The organism is Phocaeicola sp. HCN-40430, from assembly GCF_037890285.1.
GTDB lineage: Bacteria > Bacteroidota > Bacteroidia > Bacteroidales > Bacteroidaceae > Phocaeicola > Phocaeicola acetigenes.
Genome location: NZ_JBBKBS010000013.1, coordinates 17,114 through 32,772 on the forward strand (window position 1 = coordinate 17,114; position 15,659 = coordinate 32,772).

At 40.7% G+C, this 15,659-nt stretch carries 8 protein-coding genes; 2 read left to right on the forward strand and 6 right to left on the reverse strand.

The genetic code is table 11. From position 1 onward, the window contains the following. Positions 1-5: 5 nt before the first annotated feature. Positions 6-3,158 (forward strand): efflux RND transporter permease subunit, encoded by a 3,153-nt coding sequence (locus WKU26_RS07365; RefSeq protein WP_340321473.1) that lies wholly within the window; start codon positions 6-8, stop codon positions 3,156-3,158. Beyond that, entirely contained in the window at positions 3,136-4,578 is a 1,443-nt protein-coding gene (locus tag WKU26_RS07370) for an efflux transporter outer membrane subunit (protein ID WP_445323225.1), read from the forward strand. The genes WKU26_RS07365 and WKU26_RS07370 overlap by 23 nt, the downstream gene beginning before the upstream one ends. Positions 4,579-4,826: 248 nt before the next feature. On the opposite strand, the gene WKU26_RS07375 is transcribed toward WKU26_RS07370, so the two are convergent. The 6 genes from WKU26_RS07375 to WKU26_RS07400 all read right to left on the reverse strand — a co-directional run bounded on the left by WKU26_RS07375 (position 4,827) and on the right by WKU26_RS07400 (position 15,642). After that, entirely contained in the window at positions 4,827-5,894 is a 1,068-nt protein-coding gene (locus tag WKU26_RS07375) for an SGNH/GDSL hydrolase family protein (protein WP_340321474.1), read from the reverse strand. A 45-nt stretch (positions 5,895-5,939) separates the two neighbouring features. After that, a complete protein-coding gene (locus tag WKU26_RS07380) occupies positions 5,940-7,184 on the reverse strand; it encodes a hypothetical protein (RefSeq protein ID WP_340321475.1) in 1,245 nt (414 codons plus the stop codon). Positions 7,185-7,229: 45 nt separating this feature from the next. Beyond that, the gene (locus WKU26_RS07385) at positions 7,230-9,005 is read right to left on the reverse strand and encodes a DUF4855 domain-containing protein (RefSeq protein WP_340321476.1); all 1,776 of its coding nucleotides are present in this window, start codon (positions 9,003-9,005) and stop codon (positions 7,230-7,232) included. A 202-nt stretch (positions 9,006-9,207) separates the two neighbouring features. After that, positions 9,208-10,590 carry a BT_3987 domain-containing protein gene (locus WKU26_RS07390; protein WP_340321477.1) on the reverse strand — a complete coding sequence of 461 codons (1,383 nt, stop codon included), beginning with the start codon at positions 10,588-10,590 and terminating at the stop codon, positions 9,208-9,210. Positions 10,591-10,636: 46 nt separating this feature from the next. Then, a complete protein-coding gene (locus tag WKU26_RS07395) occupies positions 10,637-12,523 on the reverse strand; it encodes a RagB/SusD family nutrient uptake outer membrane protein (RefSeq protein WP_340321478.1) in 1,887 nt (628 codons plus the stop codon). Between the two features lie 11 nt (positions 12,524-12,534). Then, entirely contained in the window at positions 12,535-15,642 is a 3,108-nt protein-coding gene (locus WKU26_RS07400; RefSeq protein ID WP_340321479.1) for a SusC/RagA family TonB-linked outer membrane protein, read from the reverse strand. Between the last annotated feature and the right edge of the window lie 17 nt (positions 15,643-15,659).

Sequence of the window (15,659 nt, forward strand, 5' to 3'; positions counted from 1 at the left end):
GGCTTATGTTTAAACTATTTATACGCCGTCCTATTCTTTCGGCGGTTATATCGGTCATTATTGTTTGTCTGGGGGCATTGGCCTTGGTTTCACTGCCTATTACCCAATTCCCGGATATTGTGCCTCCTTCGGTAACGGTTACTACCCGCTATACCGGAGCCAGTGCAGACGTAATGGCCAAGACTGTAGCTACCCCTCTGGAGCGTGCCATCAACGGGGTACCGGGAATGACTTATATGACTACAGTTTGTACCAACGATGGTATGTCTCTGACTACTATATACTTTAAAGTTGGAACAGACCCGGATGTGGCAGCTGTAAACGTGCAGAACCGTGTGACCACTGTACTCGATGAGCTTCCCGAAGAAGTAATTCGTGCCGGTGTGGTAACGGAAAAAGAAGTAAACAGTATGTTGATGTATCTGAATGTGTATAGTACAGATACTACGCATACGGAAAAATTTGTGTACAACTTTGCCGATATCAATGTGCTTCGTGAGTTGAAGCGAATTGATGGGGTAGGATTGGTAGAAATCATGGGTAGCCGTGACTATGCGATGCGTGTGTGGCTGAACCCTAGCCGTATGGCTGCATACAATATGGTTCCTCAGGATGTAACAGAGGCTATCCGCCGCCAGAATATAGAAGCTGCTCCGGGAAAGACGGGTATCAGTTCGGATAAACTTCCCCAGCAGTTGCAGTATGTATTGCAGTATACAGGAAAATTCAGCACTCCGGAAGAGTACGGAGAGATTGTGCTGAAGGCATTGCCCGACGGGTCTTTGTTGCGCCTGAAGGATGTGGCTACCATTGAATTCGATTCGGAAGACTATAACATGGTGTCGATGACAGACGGACGTCCTTCTGCTTCTATTATGATTAAGCAGCGTCCGGGGTCGAATGCACGTGAGGTTATCGAGAACATCAAGCTTCGGATGGAGGAGATTAAAGAGAGCAGTTTTGCGCCGGGTATGGACTATAATATTGCTTACGACGTATCCCGTTTCCTCGATGCTTCCATCTGGTCGGTGATGAAGACACTTATTGAGGCCTTTTTGCTGGTATTTGTGGTAGTATATATCTTCTTGCAGGATTTACGTTCTACATTGATTCCTGCCATTGCTGTGCCGGTATCGCTTATCGGAACATTCTTCTTCATGCAGATGTTGGGCTTCTCTATTAATATGCTGACCTTGTTTGCACTGGTGTTGGCTATCGGTATTGTGGTCGATAATGCCATAGTGGTGGTAGAAGCTGTACACGTGAAGATGCACGAAGAGAAACTTTCTCCTTATCAGGCATCGGTTGCAGCTATCAAGGAAATCGGTGGAGCGATTATTGCCATTACACTGGTTATGTCGGCAGTGTTTGTACCGGTAGGTTTCATGGAGGGAACAGTAGGTATCTTCTATCGTCAGTTCTCGCTTACCCTGGCTGTGGCTATTGTTATTTCGGGTGTCAATGCGCTTACCTTGTCGCCTGCTCTGTGTGCTCTGTTGCTCAAGCCGGCAGGTCATGGACGCAAGAAAGCTACTTGGTTACGTAAATTCTTTATTGGTTTTAATCGCCGTTACGACCGTTTTGAACGCCGTTATCAGTTAGGACTTCATAAATATCTGGGGCGTAAAGTCTTTACTTATGCTACGTTGCTTTTCTTCCTGCTGGCAACGTATGGTATCAATTTGGTGTTGCCTTCCGGATTTATCCCTAATGAAGATCAGGGTATGATTTATGTAAACGTTGATGCACCTCCGGGAGCTACCGTAGAACGTAGTGAAAAAGTATTGAATCAGATTCAGGCTGCTTTGCTTCCTTTCGATGAAATTGAAAGCATCTCTACATTGGCTGGATATAGTTTGATGACAGAGACAGAAGGAGCCAGCTATGGTATGGGTATGATTAACTTGAAACCATGGAGTGAACGTGAGCATACGGTAGACGAACTGATGCAGATTTACAAAGAGCGTACATCGCATATTAAGGATGCAGATATTCAGTTCTTCCTTCCACCTTCTGTTCCGGGATTTGGTAATGCCAGTGGATTTGAGCTTCGTTTGCAGGATAAGACAGCTGGCGATTTTCATGCTTTTGCTGAAGTAGCCAATACTTTGGTAGAAAAATTGAATGCAGACCCACGCTTGCAGGGGGTTACATCTGGATTTAATCCTAACTTCCCTCAGTATTTGCTGAAAGTAGACTTGGCTAAAGCTGCCAAACTGGGAGTGGATTTGGATAAAGCGATGGAAACTCTTCAGGCTTATATCGGAAGTTTTTACTCTTCGAACTTTATCCGTTTCGGACAAATGTATAAAGTAATGATTCAGGCATCTCCGGAGTATCGTATGAACCCGGAAGACTTGTATCGTCTGTATGCAAAGAATAACGATGGAAATGTAGTTCCTTATTCTAACTTTATGACAATGGACCGTGTGTTTGGTCCAAGCCAGATTACCCGTTACAATATGTTTACCTCTGCTTTGATTACTGGTGAAGGAGAAGGGGGCGTGAGCTCGGGTGAGGTTATTAAAGCTGTAGAAGAAATCAGTAAGGAAGTTCTTCCGCGCGGTTATGATGTAGAATGGTCGGGAGTTACTCGTGAAGAAAAAGATTCTGGTGGCCAGACTGTACTGATTTTCGGTATCTGTTTGCTGTTTGTGTATTTGTTGCTTGCAGCCCAGTACGAAAGTCTTCTGTTGCCTTTCCCTGTTATTTTGTCATTGCCGGCGGGTATCTTCGGATCTTATTTCTTCTTGCAGGTAGCAGGATTGGAAAATAACATTTATGCACAGGTTGCACTGGTTATGCTTATCGGTCTGTTGGGAAAGAATGCGATTCTGATTATCGAGATGGCCAACCAGTACCGTCAGTCGGGAATGAGTGTACTGGATGCTGCAATCAAAGGGGCGGTAAGCCGTTTACGTCCTATCCTGATGACTTCTTTTGCATTTATTTGCGGATTGATTCCGTTGTTGGCAGCTACCGGTGCCGGTGCTTTGGGTAACCGTTCTATTGGTACAGCAGCAGCGGGAGGTATGTTTGTCGGAACTTTTGTCGGAATCTTCCTGGTTCCCGGATTATATATTTTATTTGAAACATTGTCTGTCCGTATGGGAGGCGATAAAAAACGTTACGAAGATGAAGAAATACAGGATGTATAAATATATTTTATTTGCCGTTGTAGCTTTGATGTGGGGAGGGTGTAAGGCGCCTTCCCTTACATTGGAAGAGCAGGTAGACCTTCCGGAAGTTATTGCCGGAGAACATGCAGATACTCTGTCTTTGGACGCTGTATCGTGGAAGGAGTTTTTCCCTGATACATTATTGGTGGCATACATAGACACTGCTTTGGCGCGAAACTATACGTTTTTACAGACTTTAGAGCATGTATCTGTAGCTCGTGAGCAATTGCGTATTCGCAGAGGGGCTTTATTGCCTGAATTGTCTTTGGGAGTACAGGGAGGAGTAGAGCGTTTTGGTGAATATACGATGGACGGGGTAGGAAATGCGACGACTAATACTCCTGATTTGGCAAAAGATAAGCATATTCCGGATCCTTATCACAACTTCAGCTTGGGCTTGGGCTTCCAATGGGAAATCGATGTATGGGGAAAACTGACCGACAAGAAGCGTGCTGCAGCCATGCGTTGGATGAAGTCGATAGAAGCCAAACAGCTGGCACAGACAATACTCGTATCTGAAGTGGCTTCACAATATTATTATTTGGTGGGGCTTGATAAGAAATGTCTGATTTTGGAAGAAGAAATACAGAAGAATCGCGACTCGTATAAGTTGACTAATGAATTGATGAAGGAAGGGGAAGTGTCTCGTCTTTCGGTAAATCAGTTCCTTTCGCGTAGAATGAAACTGGAAGAAATGTTGCTTGATACCCGTCAGAAAGTAGAAGAAGTAGAACGTTCTCTGGCATTGCTTATGGGCAAACTTCCTTTCAGTATCAAGCGTACTTCATTCGATAAGTTGACTGGTTATCAATACCCGTCTGCTAAAGGAATTCCGGTAAGACTGTTGCTGCACCGTCCGGATGTAAAGGCTGCTGAACTGGAGTTGCTTGCTTCGAAATCGGATGTAAGAGCAGCCCGTAAAGCATTTTTCCCTTCTTTGAATTTGGGAGGAAGCGGAGGATTCAGCGCATTCGACTTGGAAAAATGGTTCGTGTCTCCGGCTTCTTTGGTGTATAATCTGGCAGCAGGTATTACAGCTCCTGTTTTCAAACGTCATGAAATACGTGCATTATGGAATAAGTCGAAAGCCAATCAGCGTATTGCCTTGTTGGAATATCATCATACGGTGCTGAAATCTTATCAGGAAATAACCAATCTGCTGAGTGCTTCCGTGCAAATGGAAAAGCGCAAGCAATTGAAGATAGAGGAAAGCCGCATTCATCATCGTTCGATAGAATATGCTAATGAACTGTTCAAAACTGGTTTTGTAGGATATTTGGATGTGTTGTCGGCTGATGAACGCTATTTGGAGTGCGAGCTTGAGCGTATTGATCTTACAGTTGGTTATTGTCAGCTTCATGCGCAACTTTACCGGGCGCTCGGAGGCGGACAGTTCTAAAGAGAAATTACTTTGCTTTTATATTAATACTGATCGATTCTGGACATAGGCTATACAGAAACTTTTCTGTATAGCTAAATGTTCAGGAGAATTGTAGGAGAGGATATAAAAGAAAAATATATCCGATTCCGATTTCCATGAATGTTTTTAAGAAAGTTAGAAAGCAGGGTTTAGTTACTATAGAGTATACTAAATCCTGCTTTTAATTTATTCGATACTATAAATTGTGTCAGATAAAACTCAAGGAGTTACTTTACATGTTTTTTTAGATGGCGGTATAGGAGTTGGGCATATTCAATAAACCCGACATCTGTAAAATGAATACCATCGACAGTAGCATCTTTATGCTGGGCTAAGAAATTGGACAGCCCGATGCATTCAACATGACGGTCCTGCTTTTTTATTTTATCGAAAATCTGATGTAGAGTCTTGTTTTTGGCAGTGACTTCTTCTCTTATACGTAAATCGAATGCGGCCGTAGTAAAAACAGGATCTTCAATAAATAGGATTGGAGTATCCGGCCAGGCATTACGTATGCGACGGTAAAATTCATATAAACGTTCTTCCATCATTTCTACGGAAGAGTTAGGCAGACAGTCTATTACAAAAACAGAAGCATCTACTTTTGCCATCAGGTCGGCTACTTCCAAATCAAGAAATGCATTTCCGCTGAATCCTAAATTGATAACTTCTACTCCCAGCATACGACCCAATATGTTGGTATGTGCCATACCGGGGCGAGTAGCACATCCCCCTTGCAGAATACTGGTTCCATACATGACAAGCGGCTTAGAACGTCGGGGGAGCTCTGTCTGAGGTTGAGTGATTTCTGCTTCTTTGTCGATACCGATGAATAATGAATCCACCCCATCGTACAATGGAAGATATAACATGTACTCACGCCATACAGGCTGCATATTGCTTATAATTGTAGCTTCATTGCTCTTGCCTAAAGGGCGTCCTACGTTCATATACACCCATTCACCGTTTTCCAAGCCATACAAATCGAGTCCTTTTACCCCCGTATCGGTCATGTGGTTCATGTGATTGTTGTATTTCAATACCCAACGGGCGGATATTGTAGAGGAGTTACTGCGAAAACGTATTGCCATTCCTGCAGAGTTCGTGCTTAATGTCCAAAGCTCTGGCCGTGAAATCGATTGCAAAGAGTCTGGGAAACGGTTATACAATGCGGAACCTTCCAGTTTGCATTTTCCGTAAAGTGGAAAGGCTGCCGCATCGTAATATTTCACTTGGCCATATACCGAATGCCAGGCCCACCACATAAAGATTGTCCATAATATTTTTTGTTTCATTGGAGTACTGTTTAGAGTTGTAAATAGCATTGTTCTGGTTTTATTTTATTGAAGAAGTAATACACACCCGGTAGAACCGTTGCTTTTTACCTTAAGCTTGCCTTCGTAAAATGTATTTCCTTCAATTTTAATATCTCCGCGTGATTCTAATATCCGGAACCTTCCATTTGTATATTCAGGTAATGGCAAAACTGTATCGACTCCTTTTTTAGTTTGGATGAACAATGCTCTGTTTCCTTCTATATTTCCTTCGAAGCATAAGAACTGCTCGTTTTCGAAAACAGGTGTTCTGAACCATACGTATACACCTTCCCATTCAATTTTATCTCCTTTGACAAACTCTTGATTTGAAATCAGTTTATGATAGCTTTTTCCATTTGAGTTGCCAATGAATATGATATCTTCATCGGAAATATCATTATGCATCCCCAATCCTGTATTGAATAAGTAGGAAGCCTGAGAAGCCACATGATTTTTTTCCAGAAAGCAGCACATGTCAGGATAGGCGCCCTTATTGAACGTACTTACCCCGTTCTGCTGTGTCCAATTGCTGTAAGCACCTCCTATTGTCATTGTATAGACCTCATCCATATACATAGACTGCATACCGTAGTAGGTCTGCACTGTGACAGGTTTTTCATTTTTGAACTCATGCATGAGCTTTACTCCAATGCTATTTCCTTTTATCTGATAACGGACTGTTTCTACCGTGAGTGGACTTTCTAGAATGTTTTTCCCATCTATTTGCTGTACAACAGCAGGATTGAGGATACAGTTTTCTACAAGAAGTTCTACCTTGTTAGCCAAAAATGAGCTTTCATCCGTACAGGGGTTGCCATCAAGTATTATCTGATAGGTTATGTTGTATCCTGTTGGAGTGATATTGTCTACATATGGATGATTCCCTCCACACCATCCATATCCGGAAATGGAAAAAGGACCAATGTTGTCGCTAAATGCTAAATTCAGTATATGCGACGGTTTTATGGAAGGATCCGAGAGTGGCATAAAATCACTGTTAGGATATATTCCTACTTGGTAAAATGTGTAGAGGTTGTTGAACATACATTTCTTAAACCAATAGAGGATGTCATAAGAAGTATCGAGGCGAGCTCCAATATAAAGGTTCTCTCCTTTTATTAACACCCGCATCTGTCGGCTTAACTTCAATGTATCTGCTGTTTCCTCTTCGTTTGGTCCTGCAGGAACTGCTCTGTTTGCACTATTGGCAGAGCAAGCCCACATAAAAATGCTTTGTAAACAGAACCAGATAATCCAAATAAATTTCATAACCAAACATTTAATTACTGATAATAACAAGTATGTCTGGAACGTTTAGAGTCCCATAAACATACACGGATAGTCGGTAGTAATATAATCTACTTCCTGATCTATACACCACTGCATCTCATCCGGACGATTGACTGTCCATGCGTTTGAAATCATTTTCAGATCTTTCAAATCCTGCAGCCAGGTTGTATTTTTTTGGAATACCCAATAGTTGTAATCGCCACCTGAGACTCCCATTTTGTGTAATTCTTTAGGAGATATATTGTTACCTAAGTATAAGATTGGAGTACCTTTAGGGGCAAGACGGACAAACTCTTCGACTACATGACGGGAGAAACTGATATACATCATACGTTTTTCAAGTTTTTTCTCTTTTACCATCTGAAGGATCTGTTCTACAGCTTGGGTTTCACTCTCTGGTGTGCTGAGTGGTTTCATTTCCAACACCAGTTTAACTTTAGTTTTCTTTGCTTTATCCAGATACTCTTCGAGCATAGGCATATTTTCTCCATTGCTTAATTTCAGTGCGTGCAGTACGTCAGCGGTACTCTTTTCTACAGAAAGCCCTTCATGCCATCCGTCATGATTCAGAATTAGTTTATTATCTGCTGTCAACCATACATCAAACTCAACACCATAACAACCTATTGAATCTGCCTTAACTAAAGATGCGATTGAGTTTTCTGCAGATCCTGGTGTGCTCCAAAATCCTCTATGAGCTACAACCTTTGTATGCTTACGTGCCGGCTCTTTTTGTAGATGGGAGCGGCGGTCAATGATGAGGCGACATAAGCGATCCATGATTTCTTGATCTTTAGGATGTCCTGACTGATACATATCCAGGAATCCGTGATTTCCACTATAGTACGCAATACCAGAACGGCGGAATACCTGATGACGTTCGAAGTAGTCTACATAGGCTACCAGACGGTTGTAAGAAGAGTTTTTGGCATTATAAAGTGCATTCTCATCGAATTCAAGCTCCATACCCATATTCAGTTTAGCAGCAGAAATACAAGCTTCGTCTAAACGTTTGTCAGGAATATTATGATTGAAGAAATGATTGGGCTGCTGATAAGCGATGTCGAATCCCAATTCTTTCCATTGGTCATAGCCCTTTGCTTGCCAATAAGGAATCCAGCAAAATGATTTTCCTGTAGGGCGAATATGATTGGCAACGAAGACTGAAAGATCTTTAGTCAGGTCATTGTCTTCTGCCAACCAATAATAACCTTCCAGTTTCAAGTGTTTGAATTTTGCTTTTTTAAACCGTTCTGCTAATTGGTCTACATACCAGCATGTAGCCTTGATTTGGTGTTCCTTGATGCTGAAATCCATTGTTTCACCATCTAATTCTCCCCAGTTTTTCTGTCCGGGCATAAGTTCGGGAATGCTTAGAACAATTTTATGAGTAAAACCTGGTTTTCCAATCTCATGAATATGAGTGTCGATACATTGGTCCAAAGCTGAAAGAGATTTATCTTTTTCAAAAAGACGGTCGAGTAACCAAATCCAGTCGGCTTTGGTTGCATTCAGGTCTGAATATCGGGTGGCAAAACTTAATCCTTCTCCATCTGTAAATTCCAAAAACAGATATCCGTCGAATAGCCATTCTTTATGGCCATCTGCAAATTCATGTACAACATAAGGAGTAAACTGCTCGGGAGTCCAGTCGATACGGTGTTTCCCTCCCTGATAAATTAGGGCTAAGTCATTGATATTTCCTTGTTTGTATCCCTTGTCATTCGCTTTAATCGTGAGAAAACTAAATAAGAACGAAAGACAAAGCAAAAATCTGAAGATTTGTGTATTTCTTTTCATTGTTTTTTTGTCGTTTAGATATGCAAAGATATGCATCGGTTATAAACTTGGCCAAGAAGACTGTATCAAAATAAAACTTTGTGTCTTTTATACAGATTACATAGATTTTGGGGGTAATAAGATATCCATGTAATCTATAGTTCACTTCAGTAATGCTTTATTAGGATACAGCCTTTTTTTGAATTCTCTATTTATTCAATTTCTATTCACCCCAAGCATAGAATTCAGCAATATTCATTTGAGAACCACCGTTTTCGAATAGGTGTGAATCAAAAGCTTCTGTGATAACAAAACGCAAATATCGGGCAGTTGTAGTGTTTACATTGACTGCTATAGAGCGGATTTCTTGTGCTGAAAGATTCCAATCGGTCAAACGATTCCAGTTTTCATTATCCATGCTGCATTCGATATAACCGGCTTTAGCATTTCCGCGCCAAGCATCTGCGCCGGTCGGATTGTCAAAACCAACTTTATAAATCTTATATTCTGCAGCCATATCGTATACAAAGTAATAAGGAAGAGGTTTAGGAGTAGTCCATTTAGACCCCCAAAAAGTAGCAGGATCGCTGTCGATCGTTTTTTCTGGCCCCCAGTCTAAGGATGCAATCCAAGACGTTTCGTCTTCTTTGGAGCAAGTATTATTATCAAGTACCTTCCATGCTGCTTTCTCTATTAGTGCGGGTTGGAAACTGATGCTATACAGAATGGTAGAAGCAGTCTGACTTATTTCGCATGTAGATGCAGATACCAGTTTGACTGGTAATACATATTCTCCAAACTCTACTTTTTCAGGATTAGCCATTAAAGCTTTTTTCTTGAAGGTAAATGAAAAATAACTTTCATTTGTAAGAGCTGGAAGAGTCCATTTGTTATCAGAAAATTTATAGGCTGCTTCGGGAAGCAACTGATAGCTTGTACCATTTTGTTCATTATAGTCTGCCAACAGTTGTGGATCGACAACTATTTCATAAATAATATTGTCTCTGTTGGGGAAGTTTGTTTGAACCTTAATATGTACCTCACGTTCATCTAAATCGTCTATTGTCGGCATAATCCCCTTGAATAATCCTGCATTTTCAAAAGCCAGTGTTGGAGTATCAATAGAAGGAACCACCAGGGTTGAAAGACGATCTTGAGCAATATTGACTCCCTCTGTATTTACATGCATTGTTAACGGAACTGCAACATTTGCGTCATCTTCCAATACGGCTTGGAGTTTTTCTACATTCCATTTTAATGTAAACGCTTTCTGATAATCCGATTCTGAGAAATCCAAGGTGTTTAATGTCAATGAATAGCAATCAGATGGCATTAAACTATAGTTTGTTCCCTTTTCACTATTGTATTTGTTCAGGAAATCCTTGTCAATAGTCAGTGTTGCTTGTGCTCCATTTTGTCCCTTTCCACTTTTTATCACTTGAACATTATAAACTTCATTTACTCCGGGATATATAGTGGTAGTAACCATGTCTGGATTCATCAAGCCTATGGTATCGTTTACCATATTGATATCCAGATCGTTCTTACAAGAGGTTATCCCCATTATTAACAATACACAAGATAACCAATATTTATTCGTTTTCATATTACTTCTCTATAATAATATTGTAATCTAATTAACTGTTTATGGTTTACCATCCGTAATTTTGAGTCATATTTTTCATTTCACTCAATTGCACTTGATTGATAGGGAAGAAGTAATGTTTAGGCTCAAAAATATTGTCGGCTCCCATCCATACTTGATCTGTACGATTCCATGATTGCTCGTACTCTGTAGCCAGCAGGTTTAATGTATAGTTTTTGCCGGTCAATTCTTTTTCGGCAATCATCCAGCGACGTACATCGTGGTAGCGATGTCCCTCGAAAGCCAGTTCTACCATTCTTTCCTTACGGATTAATTCGCGTAAGAGGTCTTGATTTCCAATAACTTCAGGGTAAGCTTCTTCCAGATCATTTAAGCCGGCACGATTACGCACTTTATTAATGTATTTCAAGGCTTCTGCTTCATCACGTTGAGGCTTTTCATTACATGCTTCTGCATAATTGAGATAAACTTCTGCTAAACGGCAATATGACCAGAACACTTTACCAAAGTTTCCGTTATTAGTGTTAAGCTGAGGATCTACCATTCTACGGAAAAGGAAACCTACTTTTACGCAGTCGCCATCATTTCCTTTATAAGGAGATGTTCCACCTGTGTAGAAAGTTACTTGTTTGTTTCCTGCATAATTGTTAATCCAATAGAACCCATTGGCTAATATGGATGCATAGAATCGGGCATCACGACCTACACAGCTATTATGAGCATTGATTAAGCCCATAGCACCATCAATAGGGTGGGAGTAGTTGGCTGTAAATCCGGTACTCTTATAGCCTGATTTTTCGTCTACGATGGGCTGTCCGTTGCTATCGTAGCCAGTTACCGGATATCTTCCAGATTCTGCCATTGGATAGGTATCTACCAATTTCAAAGATGGACAATAACCACCAAATGCATTTCTCAATAAGGTTGGGGGAAGGAAGCGGGTAATGTAGAAGAATTCTGCAGAACCAAAATCTGCATTTGTCGGATTACGTGCCCAAGCTCCCCAAATAATTTCGCTGTTCCATTCATCGAATAAAACACCTTGGTAAGATTTGATTGCTTTCTGAAATGGATCTGATTCTCCTGTTGCTTCATAGAGCTTATATTGAGGCATGTCAATAACGGCTTTAGCTGCTTCAGCTGCTTTGGTCCATTTTTCTGGATTAGCTTGTTGAGGAAAAATATATTCGCCATAGATGTTTTTCATTTTTCCTTTGTATAAGTCACAACCATTGAATAATGGACTTGCTGCATAGAGCAATACGCGCGATTTGATAGCCATTGCAGCTCCTTTGGTAATACGTCCTGCCCATTCGTTCATATCTGCTACTTCTAACGGAAGATCTGCTATGGCTTTATCAAATTCTTCTATAATAAAGTTTACGTTCTGATCCATTGTGTGGCGGTCTACTTGATCCGGTTTAATCAGAGGATCTGGTGCTACATCTCCCCAAACATATACAGGACCATATTGGCGTAATAATTCAAAATAAAAGAAAGCTCTCAGAAAGCGAACTTCTGCTTTCATTATTTTACGTGAGTTAGCATCCAGTTCCTGGCATCTGTCTACATTATCCATGAATATGGTAGCTTGGTTAATACCTGTATATTTGCTTTTCCATATATTGTAGGCTGTGGATGTAGGTCCCCATGAACCGGTTTTAAAAATCAGATAATCTACCCACTGATACCAAGAAAATTGAGCTTCATCGCTTAAAGGAACTGCACATCCTTCGCTTAAGTATTCATATTCACGGGGAATATAACTATATATGTGAGCCCAGTAACGTTCTGTTGTAACACGTTTACTGAAAACTTCTTCCAATGTCATCTGGTCTTGCAGTGATACTTCCAGATAATCATTACATGAAGAAAAACTTAGCATAGAAGCCAACGCCATGGCTGCAAATATTTTGAATTTATTCTTTTTCATAACTATAACTTTTAGAAGTTAATATTCAAGCCAAATGTAACAGTTTTCATTTGTGGATATACATTACCATAATCAGATGCGAGTTCAGGGTCCCAAAGTTTGAACTTACTGAATGTAAGTAGGTTTACACCTTGCATATACAAGCGAATGGTAGATACTCCCCATTGTTTGTATAATTCTTTTGGAAGTGTATATCCGATTTCTGCATTTTTCAAACGCAAGAAACTCATATCACGTTGCCAGAATGTAGAAGGCTGGAGATTGTTTTCTACTTTACTTAAAGACAAACGAGGATATAATGCATTAGGATCTGGATTGTCGACAGTCCATCGTTTTTCTGCTACGTCTGCGTAAATCTGACCTCTGTTAAAGATATTGTCGGAAGCTCCATAGAAAGCAGATCCGCCGATAATACGAGTTACATTACCAACTCCCTGGAAGAACAGTGAGAAGTCAAAACCTTTCCAACCTGCACTGAATCCAAAACCATAGTTGATTTGAGGAACGTCTGTATATCCTATAGCTACTTGGTCGTAAGCGTCAATTACATTATCACCATTAATGTCTTTATATTTGATATCTCCTGGACGAACTGTACTAAAAGTATGTACCGGACTGTTAGCTATATCTTCTTCAGATTCAAATAGTCCTAAAGCAATGAGACCTCTCTGCTGATTGTATGGGAAACCTACAGCACTTTGATAAGCCCATATTGGAGTCGGTTTGTCATCATACAGCATTTCATTGCGGTTGTATGTAAAGTTGGCACGTGCAGACCAATACCAGTCTTTGAATCGTTGTTCGTATTCCAAAGAAGCATCGATACCGCTGTTTTTCATTTCACCCAGGTTTACGTATTGAGTTACATTCAGACCCACAATTGAAGGAACGCTCTGCTGCTGGATATAAATACCCGAACGTCTTTCATAGAAGTAGTCCATCTGAAGTTTTAACTTATCGAAGAATCCTATTTCGAAACCGACATTTCCTTTTGTTGCTTTTTCCCATGATACATTCGGGTTACCAGGAATACCTGTTGCTACCCCCGGTAAATCTGACGGAATTAGTCCGAAACGATATCCGGAAGTATAACTGTTCATTTCGGAGTTGAAGGCAAAACGGCGGTTACCACCAATCTGGTCATTTCCGATATGACCGTACGAACCTTTCAGCTTCAAAAGATGAATGGTATTTCTTAAGTTATCCCAAAAGTCTTCGTTACTGATCATATATCCAATCGCATAAGAAGGGAAGAAACCAAAGCGCTTATCGGGAGCAAAGTTTTCAGAACCATTGTAGCCAAAGTTGAATTCGGCGAAATATTTGTCTTTATAAGAATAAGTCGCACGACCGGCAATACCTATATTTTTATAGGCAAAAGCTGCGATATAGTTGGTTGGAAAGTTGTCTGTATAGTCACGCATATTAAACAAGAACATAGCACCAACGCGATGTTTTTCATCAAACAGACGATCGTAGTTAACTGAAGCTTCCAGATTGATAGTTCTGGAACCTGAGTTGCTGCGTACTAATGTCATGTAGTCACTACCGTCATTGTTTTTAACGAATTGTAGTTTACCATCCTTGTCACGACCTGTTGCATAATAAGTGGAAGGACTGATCTTGCGATTTAGTATAGATCCATTGTAAGCATCCCATGAGAATTTGATGTTTGCTTTCAATCCAGGAGTGATGAACTCCGAGAAGTCTTGAGTCAACGACAATAATGACTGAGCATTATTTGCGAATTCTTGAGAATAACCAGTCTGGTTCAGCATTGAATAAGGGTTGTAACCTACTGCTGGGCGAGAAATGGTTCCATCAGAGTAAACGGTAGGAATTGATACCGGTGTGGTTAAGATAGTATAAGCATATAAATCAGCCAAATCAGCTCCCGGACGATTGGTTATTTCATATTGGTTAGACAAAGACAAACCTAATTCTGTAGAAGAAGTAATGTTTATATCTATGTTCGTACGGAAATTAAACTTGCTGTAATTCATTGAGGCGTCATAACGGCTCTTGTCGGCCATATTCATAATACTGCCTTCAGAGTAGTAAGAGCCTCCTACGTAATAACGTACTTTGGGTGAACCTCCTGTAACACTGACATTGGATCTTATTGAATGGCTTCGATCTTTGAAAATGGTCTTCATCCAGTCTACATTTGGGAAAAGATCTGGGTCGGTACCATTCAGGTACATGGCTTTTTCAGAAGGCTGGATAGCTAAACGTCCCGATGCTTCCAAGTTTATGTCATTGTAATAGTCAATCCACTGGCTGGCGTTTGCCAATTCTGGCAATCGGGTAGGACTTGCCATTCCGTATTCGACTTTTGCATTAATTCTAGGTTTTGATTCACTTCCTCGTTTGGTAGTGATTAGGACAATACCGTTTGCGCCACGTACTCCATAAAGAGCAGTAGCTGTAGCATCTTTCAAGATAGAGAAAGAAGCAATATCTTCCGGGTCTACCAGGTCGAGTTCACGTTCAATTCCGTCGACTAATACCAGAGGTTTATTGTTCGCTCCAAAAGTATTGATACCGCGTATCCAGAAATCTGCACCTGCACCTGGCTCTCCTGAGCGTTGCATAACTACTAAACCAGCTAGTTGTCCTGCCAATCCGGAACTCAGTTTGCCAACAGGGGTTTTCAACTCACTTGTAGAAATGGTATTGATGGCACCAATTACACTGGCCTTACGCTGTTTACCATAAGCAACAACAGTTACTTCGGAAAGTTCTGCAACTTTAGGTGCCATTTTTACAACCAGATTTGACTGATTTCCTACTGTAATAGTTTGAGATTCCATTCCAAGGAATGAGACTATAAGTTTGTCGGTCGGTGATACCTTGATTGTAAATATACCGTCTAAATCTGTAATAACACCGCGTGAACTTCCTTCTACTAGGATGGAAGCTCCCGGAATAGGTTCTCCTACTTCATTAAGAACTTTACCTGTAATATCTTTTTGACTATTAGCCTGATCAACCATATCCCCGTGAGAGGAGAAAGTGTTCGGAATAAAGTTTGCATTAACATCTGCCAGAGGCAAAAGACTGCATGTCAAGATTATTCCCTGTCTTAAGAAAAATTTTCTTCGTAAATCTGACACCATAAGAAATAAATTTAAAA

Excerpts from the sequence above, each read along its gene's own strand:
- WKU26_RS07380 (WP_340321475.1), bottom strand. The coding sequence starts at position 7,184 with ATGAAATTTATTTGGATTATCTGGTTCTGTTTACAAAGCATTTTTATG.
- WKU26_RS07370 (WP_445323225.1), top strand. The coding sequence starts at position 3,136 with ATGAAGAAATACAGGATGTATAAATATATTTTATTTGCCGTTGTAGCT.
- WKU26_RS07400 (WP_340321479.1), bottom strand. The coding sequence starts at position 15,642 with ATGGTGTCAGATTTACGAAGAAAATTTTTCTTAAGACAGGGAATAATC.
- WKU26_RS07385 (WP_340321476.1), bottom strand. The coding sequence starts at position 9,005 with ATGAAAAGAAATACACAAATCTTCAGATTTTTGCTTTGTCTTTCGTTC.
- WKU26_RS07390 (WP_340321477.1), bottom strand. The coding sequence starts at position 10,590 with ATGAAAACGAATAAATATTGGTTATCTTGTGTATTGTTAATAATGGGG.
- WKU26_RS07395 (WP_340321478.1), bottom strand. The coding sequence starts at position 12,523 with ATGAAAAAGAATAAATTCAAAATATTTGCAGCCATGGCGTTGGCTTCT.
- WKU26_RS07375 (WP_340321474.1), bottom strand. The coding sequence starts at position 5,894 with ATGAAACAAAAAATATTATGGACAATCTTTATGTGGTGGGCCTGGCAT.
- WKU26_RS07365 (WP_340321473.1), top strand. The coding sequence starts at position 6 with ATGTTTAAACTATTTATACGCCGTCCTATTCTTTCGGCGGTTATATCG.